A 19,648-nucleotide genomic window follows, 5' to 3' on the forward strand; every position below is an offset into this window, starting at 1 on the left:
ACGTGCCCATCAAACGGCGCGGCATTCAGAGGAGATATCATGCGACATTTGCTGGCCTGCACGGCCATCGCCCCGGTTCTGGTTGCGATGACCGCAACCAATGCCGCGGCGGAAACCACGATCGGTTCATCCACCACCACCGCCGTCAAGACCTCCACCGTCGCCTCCGGCGCGGCCGATGCGATCACGGTCAGCTCGGCTGGCAGCATCACGCTGACCAGCGGCACCGCGATCACGATGGACAGCAACAACAATGTCAGCAACGCCGGTTCGCTGACCATCAACGATGCCGACAATGCGACCGGCATTCTGGTCAAGGCCGGCACCACCGGCAACATCACCAACAGCGGCACGATCACGCTGACGGAAGATTATACCGCGACCGACACGGACAGTGACGGCGACATTGACGGCACGTTCGCCAAAGGGACGAACCGCAATGGCATTCTGGTCGAATCCGGCGCGGCCCACACCGGCAATATCGACACCACCGGCACGATCTCGATCGAAGGCAACAACAGCGCCGGCATCCGCGTCAACTCGACGCTGATCGGCAATCTGTCGACCTATGGCACGATCGGCGTGACCGGCGACAACAGCTATGGCGTGGTCGCCAACGATATCGATGGCAACGCCACGATTCGCGGTTCGATCAGCACCAAGGGCGCGAACAGCACCGCCGTCGCCCTGCTGGGCGATGTCGATGGCGCAGTGAAGATCCAGGGCACGATCGTCAGCACCGGCTATCGCTCCACCACCCGCCCGAGCGACGTCACCAAGCTCGATGCCGACGACCTGCTGCAGGGTGGCCCCGCCCTCGTCATCGCCGGCAATGTCAGCGGCGGCATCGTGTTCGACGTCGCGCCGACCGCCAGCGACGATGACGACGAAGATGACACCGACATCGATGATGACGGCCTGCTCGACAGCACCGAAACCACCGCCACGGTCATCAACTATGGCTCGGCGGCTGCGGTGCAGATCGGCTCGGCCAGCGCCGACACCAGCATCGGCGTGGTCCAGGGCGACAGTTCGGGCTATGGCGTGGTCGTGCGCGGCGCGATCGCGGGCTATGGCATCTATGACGGTGTCGATGCCAATGCGATGGTGATCGGCGGCCTGGGCGGCGATGTCGACATTGCCAAGGGCGTCCTGGTCGCCGGATCGATCACCGCCATCTCCTATGACAGCAACGCCACCGCGCTGCGCCTGGGTTCGGGCGCTACCAGCGACGCGATCGAGATTTCGGGCACCGTCGCCGCATCGGGCGCGGCGCTCGCGAACACCACGTCGCGCGGCCTGGTGATCGACGCCGGGGCACAGGTGAATTCGGTCAAGGTCAGCGGCACCGTCGCGGCCGTCGCCGCCGATGATGAAAAGGGCCGCGCGATCGCGATCCTCGATTCCTCGGGCACCGTCTCCAGCCTCAGCAACACCGGCACCATCTCGGCGACCGGCGGCCTCACCAACACCGCCATCGACCTCAGCGCCAACAGCAGCGGCGTGACGCTGACCCAGGCGCTCGCCTCCTCGACCGCGACCGCGCCCAGCATCATCGGCGACGTGAAGCTCGGCTCGGGCGATGACGTCATGACGGTATCGGCTGGCCGGATCGTCGGCGATGTCAGCCTGGGCGCGGGCAATAACAGCCTGTCGCTCTCGGGCAGTTCGACCCTGACCGGCGATCTCAGCTATGCCGGCACCGGCGCCACCCTGACCCTGGCCGATACCGCCAGCGTCACCGGCGCGCTCGACTTTGGCGGCGCCAGCGGCACGATGACGCTGAACGGCACCTCCAGCTATACCGGCGCGATCAGCAACAGCGGCAACATGGCGCTGGTGCTGAACGGCGGCACGCTGGCAGCCAGCAACACCGGTTCGATCGCGCTCGCCTCGCTCAGCGCGTCCTCGGGCTCGGCGCTGGGCGTCACCATCAACGGCGCCGACGGCACCAACACCGTCTATGACGTCGCCGGCGCCGCCAGCTTCGCCAGCGGTTCCAAGGTGAAGGTGGCGCTGACCCAGGTCGGCGGATCGGAAGGCGACTATGTCATCGTCCGCGCCGCATCGCTGTCGGGCACCCCGGCGCTCGATAGCGCGACCCTGCTGCCCTATATGTTCAAGGGCAGTGTCAGCAGCGACACGACGACCGGTGACGTGACCCTGTCGATCGCCGCCAAGACCACATCGGAACTGGGCCTGACCGGCTCGCTTTCAAGGGCTTATTCGGCGATCTTCAATGCGCTCGACAATGACAGCACTCTGGCCAACGCCTATCTGGACGTGACCGACGGCCAGACGCTGAACGGTGCGCTGCGCCAGATGCTGCCCGAACATTCCGGCAGCACCTTCGAAGCCGTCACCGCCGGCTCGCGGGCGACCGCGCGCATCCTGTCGGATCCCAACGGCATCTACCGGACCAAGGACGGCAAGCTCGGCTTCTGGTTGCAGCAGGTCGCGTTCGGCAGCTCCAAGAGCATCGGCGACACCGCCTCCTACGACATTAATGGCTGGGGCGCGGGCGGCGGCGTCGAATATCTGACCGACCTTGGCGCCTTCGGTGGCTCCTTCGCCTATATTCATGGCCGGGACACCAGCGACAGCTCCAACAGCTCGGCGGATTCCGACCAGTTCGAACTGGCGGCGCACTGGCGCGGCAGCTGGGGTCCACTCCAGGCCTTCGCGCGCGTTTCGGCGGCGCATATCGACTTTGACGGCACCCGCAACTTCGCGCTCGACGATGTCGTGCGCAAGGCGACCGGCGACTGGTCGGGCAAGCTCTATTCGGCCACGGCCGGGGCTTCCTATCAGCTCCAGTTCAACCGCTTCAGCCTGCGTCCGGGCATTGGCATCGACTATTACCGCCTGAAGGAAGGCGGCTATAGCGAAAGCGGCGGTGGCGACGCGTTCAACCTGACCGTCGACGGCCGCACCAGCGACGAAATGACCGCAAACGGTACGATCGCCGCTGGCTATGATTTCGGCAGCCTCAATCGCGAGGATGGCTGGGCGCGGTTCGAACTGGAAGGCGGTCGCCGCCAGCTGATCGGCGGGTCGCTCGGCGATACGGTCGCCCATTTCAAGGATGGCGATGACTTCGTCCTGGTCGCCGACAAGCGCACCAGCGGCTGGACCGGCCGGGCCCGCCTCTATGGCGGCACCGACACGTTCCGCGTTGGCGGCGAATTCGGTGCGGAAGAACAACAAAATCACGTCGCAATCTCATTCCGCGCGACGGTTAACTTCGTCCTGTGACGTCTGAATAAGGAATTGGCGGGCCACACCCCACAGACCCTCCCGGTCCGCCAGTTGCGCCACGGCATGATGTTCCTCCCCAAGGGACGCCAAGGCAAAAAAGAGGGGCGTCGCATGGGTTTCACCCGAGCGGCGCCCCTTTTTCTTTGCTCCCCTCTGCGCCCTCTCCTTTCATTGGCCTCTTGCGGGCGGCATCGGCCCGTGCTGAATAAGTAGCGGGGAATCAGGCTCTTGAGCCTAATGGGGGATGAATGGGGGGAATTTCTCGCCTGTGCGCGACCTTGGTCGGCATATGGCTTGCGGCATTGTCGCCGGCGCACGCACAGACCGACGCCGCATCGGCAGATACAGATCATCAAAAGCCATGTGAGCTACATGTCTGGCCGGGAAACGGGCTGGGCTCGGTTTATCATGGCTGGCTGCATGGCGGCATCGTCAATGGCGCCGTCCAGGGACGCGAAGGCTACAAGGCCATGAATGCCAATCCGCTTGCCACGGCGGACCAACGCGCCTTGCTTGCTACGCTACCACTGGCCTCATGGCTTGGCCTGCCCGACCATCAGTTGGTCCTTCATGACGAATCTCTCGACAGCCGGACGATGCGTTCGACTTCGGGCCGCATCCGGCCGGACGGATCGATCTGCTACGCCGAATTCATGATCGACGACCTGATCTTTCAGGAAGATGTCGTTACCGGCCGCTTTCTCAAGATATTGTTCCGATTCCGCGATTTCGGATCGGAACAGACGGCGAGACGCAGCTTCGGCACCTGGACCATGACCAAGCTTACCCAGTTCCCGCCACAAACGGCGGAGGCAGAAGGCGCGGCCCTGACCGACTTGAAATCGGCGTTCCAACAGGATGTCGAGCAATTCGGGGAATATCTGCGCCGCCCGGTAAGGACACGTAACTAACCAGCTTTTATCACGACAATTGGGGGAATGATTATGTTGAAGACCATCTGGGTTGGTCTGGCATCGCTGACGCTTGCCAGTGCCGCCCAGGCCCAAACGGCCGAGGCTCCGTCGCCGGCCTGCGAATTGCACATATGGCCGGCCGAACGCATGGCCTCCGTGACAACCGGCCTGCTTGGCGGCGGCTTGCTCGATGCCGCCCTGCATGCCGGCAAGGATGCCAGCAACAAGGCACAGATGGCCAGCGCGCTCGACAGCCCCAGCCAGGTTGACGCACTCCAGTCGCTGGATCTGGCCACGTTGCTGGAACTGAAGCCGGGCACGGTTATCATCCGTCATGAAGCACCGCTTGAGCGCAAGACCATGAACAAGGTGAAGACGCGCCGGTCCGATTCCACTGCCGCCTGCTACTCCGAGCTCATCACCGCAGATGTGCTGTATCACAAGGCCGCGATCTATGGTCGCTCGCTCAAGACATTGTTCATGGTTCGGGACTTCGGCAACGACCAGAAGATCGACTTCGAATATAAGGCCTGGGGCGGAAATGGCCTGTCGCTCTTCCCCGCGAAGGAAGGCGAGGACGCCGTGGCCGCGCTGGATGAACTGGTTGGCGTCTTCAAGAAGAATTTCGAGGAATATGCCAACAATGCCCGCAAATCCATGGCATTGAAGAAGAAGGCCTGACCGAAAAAGGGGAGCGACCGTCAGGCCGCTCCCCCTCAATCACGAAAGGCCATGGAGAAGCGGCCTCAGCCGGCGAGCGCCTTCTTGACCAGTTCGTTGACGACCTGGGGGTTGGCCTTGCCCTGCATCGCCTTCATCGTCTGGCCGACGAAGAAGCCGAACAGCGCTTCCTTGCCGCCGCGATACTGCTCGACCTTGTCGCCATTCTTGGCGAGGACATCGGCCACTGCCGCCTCGATCGCGCCGGTGTCGCTGGTCTGCTTCAGGCCCTTTTCCTCGACGATCTTGCCGGGCTTGTCGCCGGTCTCCAGCATGATCTCGAACACCTGCTTGGCGATCGTGCCGCTGATCGTGCCGTCGGCTACCAGCGCCAGCAATTCGGCGCCTTCCTCGGGACTTACCGGGCTTTCTTCAAGGCCTTTGCCAATGCGGTTGAGCGCCCCATACAGCTCCGACAGCAGCCAGTTGGCCGATGCCTTGGCGACCTCGCCCTCGCTCTTCTTCTGGATGCGTGCGCCTTCGGCCAGCAGCGCCTCGAACCAGCGCGCCGTGTCGGCGTCGGCGGTCAGGGTCGCGGCATTATAGGCGGACAGGCCCAGATCCTGCGCATAGCGGCGCAGTTTCGCGTCCGGCAGTTCGGGCAGCGACTGGCGGCATTCCTCCAGGAAGGCATCGTCCAGTTCCAGCGGCAGCAGGTCGGGATCGGGGAAGTAGCGATAATCATGCGCATCTTCCTTCGACCGCATCGAACGGGTCTCGTTGCGGTCCGGATCATAGAGGCGCGTTTCCTGCACGATCTTGCCACCGGCTTCTAGCACGTCGACCTGACGGTTCGCCTCATGCTCGACCACGGCCATGACGAAACGGACCGAGTTCACATTCTTGGTCTCGGTGCGGGTACCGAATGCCTCGCCCGGACGGCGCACGGAGACGTTGACGTCGGCGCGCATCGAACCCTGGTCCATATTGCCGTCGCACGAACCGACATAGCGAAGAATGGTTCGCAGCTTCGAGAGATAAGCCCCTGCTTCGGCAGGCGAACGCATATCCGGCTTCGACACGATTTCCATCAGCGCCACACCCGACCGGTTGAGGTCGACATAGGAGCTGGTGGGATGCTGGTCGTGCATCAGCTTGCCGGCATCCTGCTCGACATGGATGCGCTCGACGCCGATCACCTTGGTGCTGGCTTCGGGGTTCTTCTCGTCGAGGACGATCTCGATCTGCCCCTCACCCACGATCGGGTGATAGAGCTGGCTGATCTGATAGCCCTGCGGCAGATCCGCATAGAAATAATTCTTGCGGTCGAAGCGCGACCATTTGTTGATCTGCGCGTCGATCGCCATGCCGGTGCGCACCGCCTGACGGATGCACTCGCGGTTGGGCACGGGCAGCATGCCGGGCATGGCCGCATCGATCAGGCTGACCTGCGTATTGGGCTCCGCGCCGAACGCCGTCGCGGCGCCGGAAAAGAGCTTCGCGTTCGACGTCACCTGCGCATGGACTTCCAGGCCGATCACGACCTCCCACTCGCCGGTTGCGCCCTGGATGCGATAGGTTGATTCAGTCATTTCGCTTCTTGCCCATCAATTTCTGTCGGAGCGATCCGACCTCTGCTTCGGCGACCCTTGCCCCACAGACTGGTCTTGGGACGATCCGATGTCGCTTCTGCGGTAGCAGTGACGATCTTCCGCCGCTTGGCTGGTCGATCATCCTTACGCTGATATCGCTGCTTCCCAGAAACAGTGAAGGAACTGAGCAGATCGACCAGTCCTCCCAACAGTTCCGAGAAACTCATATCACCACCACTTGTCCGGCCGCGCGGTGAAGCCGGCCCGTTCCTCGATGGCGAGGCTGGCGTTCAGCACGGTCTGTTCGTCCAGCGCCTTGCCGATCACCTGCAGGCCGATCGGCAGGCCCGCCGAATCCAGCCCGCCGGGAATCGCCATCGCCGGCAACCCGGCCAGCGAGGCCGGCACGGTGAAGACGTCGTTCAGATACATGGCCAGCGGATCGGCTTGCTTCTCGCCCAGCGCGAAGGAGGCGCTCGGCGCGGTCGGCGTCAGCAGCAGGTCGCACTTTTCGAACGCCAGTTCGAAATCGCGCGCGATCAGCGCCCGCACCTTCTGCGCCTGGGTATAATAGGCGTCGTAGAAGCCGGCCGACAGCACATAGGTGCCGATCATGATGCGGCGCTTCACTTCCGGGCCGAAGCCGGCGGCGCGGGTCGCGGCATACATGTCCTGCAAACCTGCGCCATCGGGCAGGTCGCGCTGGCCATAACGCACGCCGTCATAGCGGGCGAGGTTCGACGAGGCTTCGGCAGGCGCGATGATATAATAGGTCGGCAGCGCATATTGGGTATGCGGCAGCGACACTTCGACTACTTCGGCGCCGGCGTCCTTGAGCCATTCGATGCCGCGATCCCACATGGCGGAGATTTCGGCGTTCAGGCCATCGGGCCGATATTCCTTGGGAATACCGACCTTCTTGCCCTTGAGATCGCTCGACAAATTGGCTTCCCACTGCGGAACGGCCAGGTCGAGGCTGGTCGAATCCTTGGGGTCGAAGCCCGACATGACTTCCAGCAGGATCGCATTGTCGCGCACGGTGCGCGCCATCGGCCCGGCCTGGTCCAGCGAACTGGCGAAGGCGACGATACCGAAGCGCGAGCAGCGGCCATAGGTCGGCTTGATGCCCGAAATGCCGGTGAAGGCGGCAGGCTGGCGGATCGAGCCACCGGTGTCGGTGCCGGTCGCCGCCGGGCAGAGCCGCGCGGAAATGGCCGAGGAGGAACCACCCGACGAACCGCCGGGCGCCAGTGCGGCGTTATCGCCGCCCCCCCCATCTTTCTTGGCCCGCCGCCAGGGCGAGATCACATTGCCATAGTAACTGGTCTCGTTGGACGAACCCATGGCGAACTGGTCGAGGTTGAGCTTGCCCAGCATGCCCGCGCCAGCCGCCCACAGCTTGCCCGACACGGTCGATTCATAGGTCGGCACAAAGCCTTCCAGCATGTGGCTCGCGGCAGTCGTCTGCGTGCCTTCGGTGCAGAACAGGTCCTTCATGCCGATCGGCACGCCGGCAAGCGCGCCCAGTGTCTCGCCGGCAGCCTTGGCCTTGTCGGCCGCGTCGGCTGCTGCCAGCGCCTTTTCGGGCGTCTCGACGATGAAGGCGTTCAGTGCCTTGGCAGCAGCGACATTGGCATTGAAGCCCTCGGCCACTTCACGCGCCGAAAAATCGCCCGCGCGGAAGCCGTCGCGGATTTCCGCGACCGTCAGATCAGTCAGATTGGTCATTATTCGATCACCTTGGGCACCGCGAAGAAGCCATGTTCGGCCTGCGGCGCATTGGCCAGCACCTTGTCACGCACATTGCCGTCAGTGACGACATCGTCGCGCAGGCGTTGATGGTTGGGGATGACGGCCGTCATCGGCTGCACGCCGGTCACGTCCACCTCGCCCAGCTGTTCCACCCAGCCAAGGATATTGTTGAGTTCGGGCACCATGGCTTCCGCTTCCGCATCCGTCACCGAAATGCGCGAAAGGCTGGCGATCTTTTTCACGGTCTGAAGGTCTATCGACATGGGCCAAGCCGCTAGCACCCGCACCAGTCCGCTTCAAGTGTCCTGCTGCACCATCTGCCATCTTGCATGCCCCCATCTTGCATGACTGCCGCGCATGGGCCAGACAGGCCGCACGAAGGCGGGGCGATCCCCGCACAGGGATGGAGACGAGAGCAAGTGGCCCGCAAATTCCTCTATGTCGTCGCCGGCCTGGTCGTGCTGGTGCTTGCGATGCTGCTCGCCTATCGCATCTGGGGGATGCAGATCATGCGGGCGGTGATGGTCCCGCGCGAAGCGTTCCAGCCGCTCCAGCCCCTGCCCGCCAACGCCTATGACGATCCGAAAATGTGGATCGCCCGCCCCGACCAGACCAAGGACAATCCCGCGCTCTGGACGCCGCAGGGCGCGGCCAGGCTTGCGCCGCCCGCGCAGAAGGCCGCCGTCTTCTTCATCCATCCGACCAGCTATGTGACGCCGCTTGGCAATGCCCATTGGAATGCGCCGCTGGACGATGCGGAAAGCAATGCGACCGCGCGCCGCTTCGTGCTGAGCCAGGCCAGTGCCTTCAGCGCCGCCGGCAATGTCTGGGCACCCCGCTATCGCCAGGCCAATTATGGCGCCTTCCTCACCACCGGCGCGGAGGGCGACCAGGCACTCGCCGCCGCCTATCGCGACGTGACCCAGGCCTTCGCCGCCTTCCTCAAGGCCAATCCCACCGGCCCGCTGATCCTCGCCGGCCACAGCCAGGGGTCACGCCACCTGCTGCAACTGGTGCGCGAACAGGTGGCCGGCAAGCCGGTCGCTGACCGGGTCGCCGCCATCTATGCCGTGGGCTGGCCGATCTCGGTCGAGGCCGACCTGCCTGCATTGGGCTTCCCCGCCTGCGCCAGGCGGGATCAATCGCACTGCATCGTCAGCTGGCAAAGCTATGCCGAACCGGCCGATCCGTCCGCCGTGGTCGAAAGCTTCGAGCGCAAACAGGGCCTCAATGGCCAACCGCGCAAGGGCACGCACATGCTCTGCACCAATCCGATCACCGGCACCTTCAACGGCAATGCGCCCGCCAGCGCCAATATCGGCACGCTCGACGCCCGCGCCGCCGACAAGCCCGCCCATCTGGTGGCCGGCATCGTCCCTGCCCGCTGCGACACCAGCGGCGTGCTGATGATCGGCGAGCCGGTCGACATGGGCCCCTACACGCTGCCCGGCAATAATTATCACGTCTATGATTATAGCCTGTTCTGGGGCAATGTGCGCGACGACGCCCGCCAGCGACTGGCCGCTTTCACCAAGACACACTGAGACGTAATGAAACTTGTCACGACTGACCGCGCGGAATTTCGCGCAGCCCTGCCCGAGGGTGGCCGCCTGATCGGCATGGATGTGGGCACGAAGACGATCGGCCTGGCCCTGTGCGACGCGCAATGGTCGATCGCCAGCCCCGCCTACACCGTCAATCGCGGCAAGTTCAGCAAGGACAAGCCGGCGCTCGAAGCCTTCATGGCGCAGCAGCAGGTCAAGGGCATCGTCATCGGCCTGCCGCTCAACCTCGACGGCACCAACAGCCCGCGCAGCCAGGCCAGTCGCGCCTTCGCCCATAATGTCGCGGATATCGGCCTGCCGGTGCTGCTCTGGGACGAGCGCTGGTCGACCCAGGCCGTCACCCGCACCCTGCTGGAGGCCGACGCCAGCCGCGCCCGCCGCGACGAACTGGTCGACAAACTCGCCGCCAGCTACATCCTTCAGGGCGCGATCGACGGCCTCGTCGCCGGGCTGGAATAGGCACGCCTGTCCTACAGCGTGCCGCCCGGCTACATTCCCGGCGGCTCTTTCCCATCGTGACCCCACGCCGCTTTCCGATAGGATCAGCGGAACGCAACATAATGTCAGAATGTGCGGGAAATGTGCGAAGTTAAGCGCGCGATTTCCAACATTTACCCTGTCACGCGCGCGCCGCCCAAGTTGCATATATCTGAAGTAACAGCGTTAAAGCGCCGTTTACGTGATCGCGCTCACGGATTGATCGGCGCGAAAGCGATATTCCCTGCCCTGCAGTCGAACGGAAAAGGGCGGACGGATCAATGACCGAAGGCAAGAGTCCGGAAGATATCTGGCACATCATCAGCGAACAGCGGCGCATGATGCGCGACCATTTTCGCCGTGATCCCACCAGCTACTCGGTGCGTCGGGAAATGTCGCGCCGGCAGATGGCGCAGAAGCAGGACGATCAGACGCAGGACGTCTGAACGCCGTCCTCGAACGCCGCGATGATCGGGCATGGCCCTTCATCGGAGGCATGGCATTGCCGGGCCAGTCGCGTCAGCGCCGCCCGCGCCGCCTCCAGTTCCGCGATCTTCACATCCAGCGCCGCGATCCGATCGGCCGCCAGCTCGCGCGCCCGCTTGCGATCCTGCCCGGCATCGAGTTGCAGCAGCTCGCCGATCTGCTCCAGCGTGAAGCCCGCCGCCTGCGCCGACCGGATGAAGCGCAACCGCCGCACGTCGCTCTCTCCATAGCGGCGCACGCTGCCCTCCGGCCGATCGGGCGCATCCAGCAGGCCGCGCCGCTGGTAGAAGCGCACCGTCTCCACCCCGACATCGCCCGCGCGGGCCAGTGCGGAAATTGTCATGCTCATGCCTTGACTCCGTACCATGGTACAGACCCTATATGAGGGGCATCGCAGCGTAAACAAGGATGATGCAATGTCCCCAGCCTCGGGAAATCCGGCCCCGGAAAAGACGGCCCAGCTCTACCGTATGGCGATGCCCGGTCATGTCTGTCCCTATGGCCTCAAGGCGCGCTGGCTGCTGGGCCGCCATGGCTATCGGGTCGAGGATCATGCCCTTAGCAGCCGGGCCGAGACCGACGCCTTCAAGGCACAGCATGACGTAAAGACGACGCCGCAAATCTTCATCGATGGCCGGCGGATCGGCGGCCATGACGATCTGCGCCGCTTCCTGGGCCTCAAGGTGCCGGTGCCCGGCGCGACCAGCTATGTGCCCGTCCTCGCCGTCTTTGCCGTCGCCGCGCTGCTGGCACTGGCGATCAACTGGCTGACCTTGGCGCCACTCCTAGGCTTGCTGACGCTGGAGCGGTTCATCGCCATCGCCATGATGCTGCTTGCCATGCTGAAGCTGCAGGATGTGGAGCGGTTTGCGACCATGTTCCTGAACTACGACCTGCTCGCCCGCCGCGTCATTCCCTATGGCCGCGTCTATCCTTTCCTGGAACTGGGGGCGGGCGCGCTGATGCTGACCGGCCTTGCCCCCTGGCTGTCGATCCCGGTCGCCCTGTTCATCGGCGGCATCGGCGCCGTGTCGGTGTTCAAGGCAGTCTATATCGAGAAGCGCGAACTCAAATGCGCCTGCGTCGGCGGCAGCAGCAATGTGCCGCTCGGCTTCGTCTCGCTGACCGAGAATGTCATGATGGTCGCCATGGCGCTTTGGATGGTTGCCGGCATCCATTGAGCCGGCAGGACGGGGAGACTACTCCCCGTCCCGTCCATAGTCGTCGGGCAGGAACTGCACCCCGTCCGCCGTCGGCACCACCGTCAGATAGGTGAGATAGACCGGCACCGGCCGCGGCAGCGGCACATATTGTTCGGGTGCATCGCTCTCTGCCGTCGGCGTCTTGCCGAAGAACCAGCGGCCCAGACGCTGTGCATCCTCCAGCCGGACGCAGCCATTGCTGAAATGGCGCACCGGCTTGGCGAACAAAGCCCGGTCAGGTGTGTCGTGCAGATAGATGCCCAGGTCATTGGGGAACATGAACTTGATCTTCCCCATGGCATTATTGCCGCCCGGCAACTGGCGCACGCGCAATTCGCGCTGCCCCGCTGCCACCGCCTGCCAGTCGATCTCACTCTGGTTCAGCGTCTGCGCATCGGCGGTCCAGTCGCTTAGCGCTTCATAGCGCATCTTCCTGAGCGTCGCCCCGTCCAGGATCTTGGGTGCGATCTTGCGCTCGACCAGGTCGGGCGGGACATTCCAATAGGGATTGAGCGTCGCATAGCGGATCATGCCCGCCATCATCGGCGTCTGGCTTTCCTTGGCGCCGGCCACGACCTTCATCGATCCGTCCAGTTCGCCGCCGCTATAATAATAGAGCCGCGCCGATGCCGCATCGACCTCGACATGCCGCACCCATGGGCCAGGCAGCAGCCGCGCCCGCTCCAGATTGAGCTGCAATATCCGGCCATAATGGCCCGGACCACGATTGAGCGCCTCGATCGTCTGTGCGCCGGCAATGCCGTCCGCATCCAGCCCGTGATCGGCCTGGAACAGCTTGACCTTGGCCGCCAGCGCCTTGTCATAATCGACCCCGTCGGGCAGCCCCAGCCGATGGCGCAAGATCGCGATCTCACCACTCGATCCGCCCGGCCGCAGCTTGACGTCGGTCGGCACGTTCACCGCCGGCAGGCCGCCCCAGCGCGTTGCATAGGCGCCGCTCGCCGCGCGCAGCTTCATGTAGAGCGGGCTCATCCAGCCCGCCTTCTCGACATAGGTCGCCAGCGACGGCGCGACCGCCGCCGCGCGCAGCACCTCGGCGGCATCGGGCGCCTGCGGCTCCACCTCGGGGTCGAGATAGCGCATCTTCACCGCCTTGGACGGGCGGCGCACATCGGCGACATAGGTGGCCAGCGCCTTCGACAGGGCGACATCGACCCGCGCCAACGCCTTGGGATCGCCTGAGGCATCGGCCTCCTTGATCGCCCGCAACAATCCCCTAGCATCATAGTCGCGCGATCGCAGCCCGTCCTGATCGGCACTGTCGAGCAGCGCCAGCAGCGCTTGCGCCGGTTCGGCGCGGACCTTGCCGTTGTCGCTCCACAGCGGCCAATAGCCGCGCGTGCCATAGAAATCGCGCAGCTTGCCGCTGGCCGCCGACCGGATTTCAGCAGCCACGCTCGACCGCGCCGCCGTGTCGCTGACGGCCGGCTGCGCAGCCGCCATCCCCGGCACGGAACCGGCGATCAGCATGGCGAGGATCAAGGAAGCAGGATGTCGGGGGGCGCGGCGGAAATGCCGCGCCCGAAAAGGAGGATTGCTCAGCCGCGTTCTCCGGAACGGGGCGGCGCCGGCGGCGGCGGGGGCGGCGGACAGGGCGGTCCCTGGACCGGGTGATAGATGCCATCCGACGTGTAATAGCCGTCGACATAGCCATCGCCGTTGCGGTCTGCGGCCACCGTGCCGGCAATCGCGCCCGGCCCGAGCGGCGGTGCGCTGGTCACCGGCGCATCATTTTTCGAGCAGGCGCTCAGCGCCAGCAGGCTACCGGCGACCAGCGCCATTGTCTGGATTTTCATACCATCTCCCTGTGCGCCACGATCCTGTCGCGACGCCAATTGGACCCACTGCCGGGATGCAGTGCGACGACAACGGTTCAGGGGCGAAATGGAATCCATTACCCTTGTGCAATGACGGCAGGACGTGCCTCAAGCGCGCCCAGCCGTTAAGCATATCGGATCAGTCGCGGACCCAGTCAGCCGAAGCGATACCCTGCGCATAGAGCAGCACCGACAGGTCGCCATGGACGATCTCGGCCGCCGCCGCTGCGCGGGTCTTGGGCTTGGCATGATAGGCAACGCCCAGCCCCGCCCCCTCGATCATCGGAATGTCATTGGCGCCGTCACCCACCGCCAGCGTCAGCGCACGGTCAATCCCGCCGTCGATTGCGGCCTCCAGTTCGGTGCGCTTGCGCGCCGCATCGACGATCGGGACGGTGACGGTGCCAAGCAGCGCGCCATCAGCGATTTCCAGCACATTGGCGACATGTACGTCGAAGCCGATTTCCGCCGCCACCGGCCCGGTGAAGCGGGTGAAGCCACCCGACACCAGCAGCGTCCGAGCACCACGCGCCTTCATCGTACGCACCAGTTCGCGCGCACCGCCCATGATCACCACCCGCTCCTCGCGGCACTGGTCGATCGCGCTGTCGGGCAGGCCTTTCAGCAGGGCGACGCGGCCATGCAGCGCGCCCTCGAAATCCAGTTCGCCGCGCATCGCCCGTTCGGTGATCTCGGCAATCTGCGGCTTGATCCCGGCATAGTCGGCCAGTTCGTCGATGCACTCGACCGTGATCATGGTCGAATCCATGTCAGCGATCAGCAGCTTCTTCTCGCGTGTGGCGGCAGGTTGGACGATCACATCCAAAGCCAAGTCACGGCCATACCCGCCCTGCGCGATGGAAAGTGCGATCTCTTTGATTGCTCGCGAAATTTCGAGGCAATCCGATTTTTCGACACCGTCCGCCGGTTCAAAGAAGATGTCCGCAGCGATGCCGTCGTCGATCATGGATATGGAGTAACCAGCGCCCGCAGTACAATCGCGATCAAACTGGTGCGCAATTTCGCTGAGCAGGTCGTGGTCCAACCCACCTTTTGCCACTAAGGTCGCGACGAACATGAACACTCCCGCACATATGCCGGGCGAATCCCGCCCACCGGTCGCGCTTATTGCCGGGCCGACCGCCAGCGGCAAGAGCGCGCTCGCCGTCCGCCTGGCCCAGATCGCCGATGGCATCGTAATCAATGCCGACGCCAGTCAGGTCTATGCCGACCTTGCGATCCTGTCCGCCCGCCCATCGCAAGAGGAAATGGGCGGCGTGCCCCACCGCCTGTTCGGCCATATCGATGGGGCCGAAGCCTGCTCCGCCGCGCGCTGGGCCGCCGAGGCCAGGGCGGAGATCGACGCCGCCCATGCGGCCGGCAAGCTGCCGGTACTGGTTGGCGGCACGGGCCTTTATATACGGACCTTGCTCGACGGCATCGCGCCGGTGCCGGAAATCGACGCCGACATCCGCGCCGCCGTGCGCGCCATGCCGGTGGCGCAGGCGCATGAAGCGCTGCGCAGCGAAGACCCGGAGGCCGCTGCCCGCCTCGCCCCGGCCGACACCACCCGCGTCGCCCGCGCGCTGGAAGTGGTGCGATCGACCGGCAAGCCGCTGAAGCTATGGCAGCAGCACAAGCAGGGCGGCATCGCCGACCGCATCAGCCTGTCGCCGATGATCCTGCTGCCGCCGCGCGACTGGTTGATCGAACGGTGCGACCGGCGGTTCGAGCTGATGGTCGATCAGGGCGCCGTCGCCGAAGTGGAGGCGCTGCTGCCGCGCAACCTCAATCCCGACCTGCCGGTGATGCGGGCGATCGGCGTGCCGGAAATCGCCGCCTGGCTCAAAGGTGACATCGATCGTGACACGATGATGGCGCGCGGACAACTCGCCACGCGCCAATATGCCAAACGCCAATATACATGGTTCTCCAACCAGCCGCCGCAGGACTGGCATCGCGAAAAGAGATCGATTGATGCTGAAATCGCCAATGAATTAGCAATTAAATTACAACAATAGGGGTTGACCACGCATTTTATGTCCTCTAGACGCTGGCGCCTTGCCAATGCGGGCGCGACGGCGCAGACCCGCGAGCCAGCATCTTAAAAAAGAGGAGTTTCATCGTGGCCGAAAAGAGCGGCGCGGACATTTTGGTCGAGTGCCTGGTTGATCTGGGCGTCGAAGTTGTGTTCGGCTATCCGGGCGGCGCCGTGCTGCCCATCTATGACGCGCTCTATAATCACCCCACGATCAAGCATGTCCTAGTGCGCCACGAGCAGGGCGCGACCCACATGGCCGAGGGCTATGCCCGTTCGACCGGCAAGCCGGGCGTCGTCCTGGTCACCTCCGGCCCCGGCGCGACCAATGCCGTCACCGGCATCACCGACGCGCTGCTGGATTCGATCCCGATGATCGTCATCACGGGTCAGGTGCCCACGCAACTGATCGGCACCGACGCTTTCCAGGAAGCGGACACGGTCGGCATCACGCGCCACTGCACCAAGCATAATTATCTGGTGAAGGATCCGGCCAAGCTGGCCGGCATCGTTCATGAGGCATTCCATATCGCCACCACCGGCCGCCCCGGCCCGGTCGTCGTCGACATTCCCAAGAATGTCCAGATCGCGACCGCGCCCTATGCCCGGCCGGAACTGAAGGTCCATGCCAGCTATCATCCGCAGACCAAGGCGGATGCCGCCGCGATCGATACGGCGGTGGAGATGCTGGCGGCGGCGGAACGGCCGATCTTCTACACCGGCGGCGGCGTCATCAATTCGGGTCCGCAGGCCAGCGCGCTGCTGCGCGAACTGGCGGCGATGACCGGCGCGCCCGTCACCTCGACCCTGATGGGTCTGGGTGCCTTCCCCGCGTCGTCCGACCAGTGGGTCGGCATGCTGGGCATGCACGGCACCTATGAAGCCAATTGGGCGATGAACCAGGCGGACCTCATCCTCTGCATCGGCGCGCGTTTCGACGATCGCGTCACCGGCCGGCTGGACGCTTTCGCGCCCAACAGCCGCAAGGTGCATATCGATATCGACCGCAGCTCGATCAACAAGATCGTCGACGTCGATGTCGCGGTCGTCGCCGATGTCGGCAGCGCGCTGGAAGACATGATCGCCCTGTGGAAGCAGCGCGGCCATGAAAAGGCGGACCTGTCGGCCTGGTGGGCACGGATCGCCGAATGGCGTGCCAAGAAGAGCCTGTCCTACCCCGAAAGCGGCAGCGAGATCATGCCGCAAAAGGCGATCGCGGACCTCTACAAGGCGACCCGCGCGACCGGCAAGGACATCATCATCACCACCGAAGTCGGTCAGCACCAGATGTGGGCGGCCCAGCATTTCGGTTTTGAAGCCCCCAATAAATGGCTGACCTCGGGCGGTCTGGGCACGATGGGTTATGGCTTCCCCGCTGCCATCGGCGCGCAGATGGGCAATCCCGACAGCATCAGCATCTGCATCGCCGGCGACGCCTCGATCCAGATGAATATTCAGGAAATGGGGACAGCCAGCCAGTATCGGCTGCCGGTGAAGATCTTCATCCTGAACAATGAATATATGGGCATGGTCCGCCAGTGGCAGGAACTGACCTATGAAAGCCGCTATTCCAACAGCTATTCGGACAGCCTGCCCGACTTCGTGAAGCTGGGCGAGGCCTATGGCTGGACCGGCATCCGCATCGAAGGGCCACAGGAACTGGAGGCCGGCATCCGCCAGATGCTGGAAACCGACGGTCCCGTGATCGTCGATTGCCGCGTAGCGAAGCTGTCCAACTGCTTCCCGATGATCCCGTCGGGTGCGGCCCATACCGAAATGCTGCTCGATCCCAACCAGATCGAAGGCGTCATGTCGGACGAGGCAAAGGCACTGGTGTGACCACCCCCGCCAAGGTCCGCATTTTCGTGACCGAACCCTGGGATTTCGAACGGATCACAGGCACGACCGAACTCACCGGCTGGACCAGCGACCATGCTGACCCCGACAATGAGGAATGGGAAGTGCATCTGGATAGCGGGTTCGAATATCATGGCCTGCAGGTCGATCGGCTGCTGGCCGGCCCACGCTATGTGGGCGAACATCTTCTGCGGATGTTCGACGCGGTGACGGCCTTTCCCGTCCGCCTCGCCCACCCGCAGGACGATGATTGGCACTATGCCTTTATCGGCATGATCTCGCCGCGCCCCGAGCGCGAAGAAATGGAAGACGGGAACAGCATCTGATGCATATCCACGAAGAACAGAGCGAGCGGCACGTCCTGTCGCTGACGGTGTCGAACGAGGCGGGCATCCTGGCCCGCATCGCCGGCCTGTTCACCGCGCGCGGCTATAATATCGACAGCCTGACCGTGGCCGACATTACCGACGACCATGCGATCAGCCGCATCACCATCGTCACCAACGGCCCGCCCAAGGTGATCGACCAGATCATCGCCCAGCTCGACCGGCTGGTGCCGGTCCACAAGGTGACCGACCTGACCGACGCTGGCCCGTTCGTCGAGCGCGAACTGGCGCTGGTCAAGGTCGCCGGCACCGGCGAGGACCGGATCGAGGCGCTGCGCCTGGCCGACGTGTTCCGTGCCAAGGTGGTCGACACCACGATCGAGAGCTTCATCTTCGAGATCACCGGCACGACCGAGAAGATCGACAATTTCGTCGGCCTGATGCGCCAGATCGGCCTGGTCGAGGTCGGTCGCACTGGCGTAGCCGGCCTGATCCGCGGCAAGGAGCCGGCCTGATATTCCATTCCGCGCCGTCACAGGCGGCGTTTCTTTCCACCACTATTGTCTAACGCCCCCTGCATGGGGGGACGAGAAGGGGTTTTCCAATGAAGGTTTATTACGATCGCGACGCAGACATCGGCCTGATCAAGGGCAAGAAGGTCGCCATTCTGGGCTACGGCTCGCAGGGCCACGCCCATGCTCAGAATCTGCGCGACTCCGGCGTTGCCGAAGTCGCCATCGCGCTGCGCCCCGGTTCGCCCAGCGCCAAGAAGGCCGAAGGCGCCGGTTTCAAGGTGCTGCCGAACAAGGAAGCCGCCCAGTGGGCCGACGTGCTGATGATCCTGGCGCCCGACGAGCATCAGGCCGCCATCTATGAAGCCGACATCAAGGGCAATCTGCGCCCCGGCGCCGCGCTCGCCTTCGCCCATGGCCTCAACATCCATTTCGGCCTGATCGAAGTCCCCGCCGACATCGACGTCATCATGATCGCGCCCAAGGGCCCCGGCCACACCGTGCGCGGCGAATATCAGCGGGGCGGCGGCGTCCCCTGCCTGATCGCCGTCCATCAGGACGCGACCGGCAACGCCCATGACATCGCCCTGTCCTACGCCTCGGGCGTCGGCGGCGGCCGCTCGGGCATCATCGAAACCAACTTCCGCGAGGAATGCGAAACCGACCTGTTCGGCGAGCAGGCCGTGCTGTGCGGCGGCGCCACCGCGCTGGTCCAGGCCGGTTTCGAAACCCTGGTCGAAGCCGGCTACGCCCCGGAAATGGCCTATTTCGAGTGCCTGCACGAGCTGAAGCTGATCGTCGACCTGATGTATGAAGGCGGCATCGCCGACATGCGCTACTCGATCTCGAACACCGCCGAATATGGCGACATCAAGACCGGCCCGCGCATCATCACCGAGGAAACCAAGAAGGAAATGAAGCGCGTTCTGGCCGACATCCAGTCGGGCCGCTTCGTCAAGGACTTCATCCTCGACAACCGCGCCGGTCAGCCCGAACTCAAGGCCAGCCGCAAGCAGGCCGCCGCCCACCAGATCGAAAAGACCGGTTCGCAGCTGCGCGCCATGATGCCCTGGATCGGCGCCAACAAGCTGGTCAACAAGGACAAGAACTAAGCCCTTTCGCGCACCGGAAACGGAACGATCCGTTTCCGGTTACGCCTCTGGAACAATCG

General features: G+C 64.2%; 19 protein-coding genes. 12 read left to right on the forward strand and 7 right to left on the reverse strand.

Annotated elements, in window-relative coordinates; genetic code table 11:
* Window positions 1-39: 39 nt before the first annotated feature.
* The 3 genes from E5554_RS18135 to E5554_RS18145 all read left to right on the forward strand — a co-directional run bounded on the left by E5554_RS18135 (window position 40) and on the right by E5554_RS18145 (window position 4,853).
* Complete coding sequence (locus E5554_RS18135; RefSeq protein ID WP_136187648.1) at window positions 40-3,255, forward strand: autotransporter domain-containing protein; 3,216 nt, start codon at window positions 40-42, stop codon at window positions 3,253-3,255.
* 251 nt (window positions 3,256-3,506) lie between these two features.
* Window positions 3,507-4,169, forward strand: a complete 663-nt coding sequence (locus E5554_RS18140; RefSeq protein WP_136187649.1) for a hypothetical protein — start codon at window positions 3,507-3,509, stop codon at window positions 4,167-4,169.
* A gap of 33 nt (window positions 4,170-4,202) precedes the next feature.
* On the forward strand, window positions 4,203-4,853 hold the full coding sequence (locus E5554_RS18145; protein ID WP_136187650.1) for a hypothetical protein: 651 nt from the start codon (window positions 4,203-4,205) through the stop codon (window positions 4,851-4,853).
* A 65-nt stretch (window positions 4,854-4,918) separates the two neighbouring features.
* Here the strand turns inward: E5554_RS18145 and gatB are convergent, their stop codons facing one another.
* From gatB to gatC, 3 genes are all read right to left on the reverse strand, one after another.
* The gene (gatB, locus tag E5554_RS18150) at window positions 4,919-6,424 is read right to left on the reverse strand and encodes an Asp-tRNA(Asn)/Glu-tRNA(Gln) amidotransferase subunit GatB (RefSeq protein WP_136187651.1); all 1,506 of its coding nucleotides are present in this window, start codon (window positions 6,422-6,424) and stop codon (window positions 4,919-4,921) included.
* 228 nt (window positions 6,425-6,652) lie between these two features.
* Entirely contained in the window at window positions 6,653-8,152 is a 1,500-nt protein-coding gene (gene gatA / locus E5554_RS18155) for an Asp-tRNA(Asn)/Glu-tRNA(Gln) amidotransferase subunit GatA (RefSeq protein WP_136187652.1), read from the reverse strand.
* The gene (gene gatC / locus E5554_RS18160; RefSeq protein WP_004211845.1) at window positions 8,152-8,439 is read right to left on the reverse strand and encodes an Asp-tRNA(Asn)/Glu-tRNA(Gln) amidotransferase subunit GatC; all 288 of its coding nucleotides are present in this window, start codon (window positions 8,437-8,439) and stop codon (window positions 8,152-8,154) included. The genes gatA and gatC overlap by 1 nt, the downstream gene beginning before the upstream one ends.
* Before the next feature lie 156 nt (window positions 8,440-8,595).
* Between gatC and E5554_RS18165 the strand changes: the two genes are divergently transcribed.
* From E5554_RS18165 to E5554_RS18175, 3 genes are all read left to right on the forward strand, one after another.
* Window positions 8,596-9,720, forward strand: coding sequence for a DUF3089 domain-containing protein (locus E5554_RS18165; RefSeq protein ID WP_136187653.1), 1,125 nt, complete (start codon window positions 8,596-8,598; stop codon window positions 9,718-9,720).
* A 6-nt stretch (window positions 9,721-9,726) separates the two neighbouring features.
* Window positions 9,727-10,200 carry a Holliday junction resolvase RuvX gene (gene ruvX, locus E5554_RS18170; protein WP_004211843.1) on the forward strand — a complete coding sequence of 158 codons (474 nt, stop codon included), beginning with the start codon at window positions 9,727-9,729 and terminating at the stop codon, window positions 10,198-10,200.
* A 299-nt stretch (window positions 10,201-10,499) separates the two neighbouring features.
* On the forward strand, window positions 10,500-10,664 hold the full coding sequence (locus E5554_RS18175) for a hypothetical protein (RefSeq protein WP_004211842.1): 165 nt from the start codon (window positions 10,500-10,502) through the stop codon (window positions 10,662-10,664).
* Here E5554_RS18175 and E5554_RS18180 read toward each other — a convergent pair.
* Window positions 10,646-11,053, reverse strand: a complete 408-nt coding sequence (locus tag E5554_RS18180; protein WP_136187654.1) for a MerR family transcriptional regulator — start codon at window positions 11,051-11,053, stop codon at window positions 10,646-10,648. The genes E5554_RS18175 and E5554_RS18180 overlap by 19 nt on opposite strands.
* 67 nt (window positions 11,054-11,120) lie before the next feature.
* Between E5554_RS18180 and E5554_RS18185 the strand changes: the two genes are divergently transcribed.
* Window positions 11,121-11,885: a MauE/DoxX family redox-associated membrane protein gene (locus tag E5554_RS18185; RefSeq protein ID WP_136187655.1), complete on the forward strand. Its 765-nt coding sequence runs from the start codon at window positions 11,121-11,123 to the stop codon at window positions 11,883-11,885.
* A gap of 18 nt (window positions 11,886-11,903) precedes the next feature.
* On the opposite strand, the gene E5554_RS18190 is transcribed toward E5554_RS18185, so the two are convergent.
* The 3 genes from E5554_RS18190 to serB form a co-directional block, all read right to left on the reverse strand.
* Window positions 11,904-13,397 (reverse strand): L,D-transpeptidase family protein, encoded by a 1,494-nt coding sequence (locus E5554_RS18190; RefSeq protein ID WP_136188406.1) that lies wholly within the window; start codon window positions 13,395-13,397, stop codon window positions 11,904-11,906.
* Window positions 13,398-13,465: 68 nt separating this feature from the next.
* Window positions 13,466-13,723, reverse strand: a complete 258-nt coding sequence (locus E5554_RS18195; RefSeq protein WP_010337163.1) for a hypothetical protein — start codon at window positions 13,721-13,723, stop codon at window positions 13,466-13,468.
* A gap of 160 nt (window positions 13,724-13,883) precedes the next feature.
* The gene (gene serB / locus E5554_RS18200) at window positions 13,884-14,822 is read right to left on the reverse strand and encodes a phosphoserine phosphatase SerB (RefSeq protein ID WP_210729766.1); all 939 of its coding nucleotides are present in this window, start codon (window positions 14,820-14,822) and stop codon (window positions 13,884-13,886) included.
* Between serB and miaA the strand changes: the two genes are divergently transcribed.
* The 5 genes from miaA to ilvC all read left to right on the forward strand — a co-directional run bounded on the left by miaA (window position 14,821) and on the right by ilvC (window position 19,589).
* Window positions 14,821-15,765 (forward strand): tRNA (adenosine(37)-N6)-dimethylallyltransferase MiaA, encoded by a 945-nt coding sequence (gene miaA, locus E5554_RS18205; RefSeq protein ID WP_136187656.1) that lies wholly within the window; start codon window positions 14,821-14,823, stop codon window positions 15,763-15,765. The genes serB and miaA overlap by 2 nt on opposite strands.
* A gap of 104 nt (window positions 15,766-15,869) precedes the next feature.
* Complete coding sequence (locus E5554_RS18210; RefSeq protein WP_136187657.1) at window positions 15,870-17,621, forward strand: acetolactate synthase 3 large subunit; 1,752 nt, start codon at window positions 15,870-15,872, stop codon at window positions 17,619-17,621.
* The gene (locus E5554_RS18215) at window positions 17,618-17,965 is read left to right on the forward strand and encodes a hypothetical protein (protein ID WP_010337168.1); all 348 of its coding nucleotides are present in this window, start codon (window positions 17,618-17,620) and stop codon (window positions 17,963-17,965) included. Before E5554_RS18210 ends, E5554_RS18215 begins: the two co-directional genes overlap by 4 nt.
* Window positions 17,965-18,480: an acetolactate synthase small subunit gene (gene ilvN / locus E5554_RS18220; RefSeq protein WP_004211828.1), complete on the forward strand. Its 516-nt coding sequence runs from the start codon at window positions 17,965-17,967 to the stop codon at window positions 18,478-18,480. Before E5554_RS18215 ends, ilvN begins: the two co-directional genes overlap by 1 nt.
* 89 nt (window positions 18,481-18,569) lie before the next feature.
* Complete coding sequence (gene ilvC / locus E5554_RS18225; protein ID WP_004211826.1) at window positions 18,570-19,589, forward strand: ketol-acid reductoisomerase; 1,020 nt, start codon at window positions 18,570-18,572, stop codon at window positions 19,587-19,589.
* The last annotated feature ends 59 nt before the right edge of the window (window positions 19,590-19,648 follow it).

The sequence above is a fragment of the Sphingobium sp. PAMC28499 genome, assembly GCF_004795815.1.
GTDB classification, from domain to species: Bacteria; Pseudomonadota; Alphaproteobacteria; order Sphingomonadales; family Sphingomonadaceae; genus Sphingobium; species Sphingobium yanoikuyae.

What these genes read in the sequence shown, in the direction of transcription:
- ilvN (WP_004211828.1), top strand. Translation starts at nt 17,965, where the DNA reads ATGCATATCCACGAAGAACAGAGCGAGCGGCACGTCCTGTCGCTGACG.
- E5554_RS18195 (WP_010337163.1), bottom strand. Translation starts at nt 13,723, where the DNA reads ATGAAAATCCAGACAATGGCGCTGGTCGCCGGTAGCCTGCTGGCGCTG.
- gatC (WP_004211845.1), bottom strand. Translation starts at nt 8,439, where the DNA reads ATGTCGATAGACCTTCAGACCGTGAAAAAGATCGCCAGCCTTTCGCGC.
- E5554_RS18135 (WP_136187648.1), top strand. Translation starts at nt 40, where the DNA reads ATGCGACATTTGCTGGCCTGCACGGCCATCGCCCCGGTTCTGGTTGCG.
- E5554_RS18190 (WP_136188406.1), bottom strand. Translation starts at nt 13,397, where the DNA reads ATGCTGATCGCCGGTTCCGTGCCGGGGATGGCGGCTGCGCAGCCGGCC.
- E5554_RS18175 (WP_004211842.1), top strand. Translation starts at nt 10,500, where the DNA reads ATGACCGAAGGCAAGAGTCCGGAAGATATCTGGCACATCATCAGCGAA.
- E5554_RS18180 (WP_136187654.1), bottom strand. Translation starts at nt 11,053, where the DNA reads ATGAGCATGACAATTTCCGCACTGGCCCGCGCGGGCGATGTCGGGGTG.
- E5554_RS18145 (WP_136187650.1), top strand. Translation starts at nt 4,203, where the DNA reads ATGTTGAAGACCATCTGGGTTGGTCTGGCATCGCTGACGCTTGCCAGT.
- E5554_RS18185 (WP_136187655.1), top strand. Translation starts at nt 11,121, where the DNA reads ATGTCCCCAGCCTCGGGAAATCCGGCCCCGGAAAAGACGGCCCAGCTC.
- gatB (WP_136187651.1), bottom strand. Translation starts at nt 6,424, where the DNA reads ATGACTGAATCAACCTATCGCATCCAGGGCGCAACCGGCGAGTGGGAG.
- miaA (WP_136187656.1), top strand. Translation starts at nt 14,821, where the DNA reads ATGAACACTCCCGCACATATGCCGGGCGAATCCCGCCCACCGGTCGCG.
- ruvX (WP_004211843.1), top strand. Translation starts at nt 9,727, where the DNA reads ATGAAACTTGTCACGACTGACCGCGCGGAATTTCGCGCAGCCCTGCCC.
- gatA (WP_136187652.1), bottom strand. Translation starts at nt 8,152, where the DNA reads ATGACCAATCTGACTGATCTGACGGTCGCGGAAATCCGCGACGGCTTC.
- ilvC (WP_004211826.1), top strand. Translation starts at nt 18,570, where the DNA reads ATGAAGGTTTATTACGATCGCGACGCAGACATCGGCCTGATCAAGGGC.
- E5554_RS18140 (WP_136187649.1), top strand. Translation starts at nt 3,507, where the DNA reads ATGGGGGGAATTTCTCGCCTGTGCGCGACCTTGGTCGGCATATGGCTT.
- serB (WP_210729766.1), bottom strand. Translation starts at nt 14,822, where the DNA reads ATGTTCGTCGCGACCTTAGTGGCAAAAGGTGGGTTGGACCACGACCTG.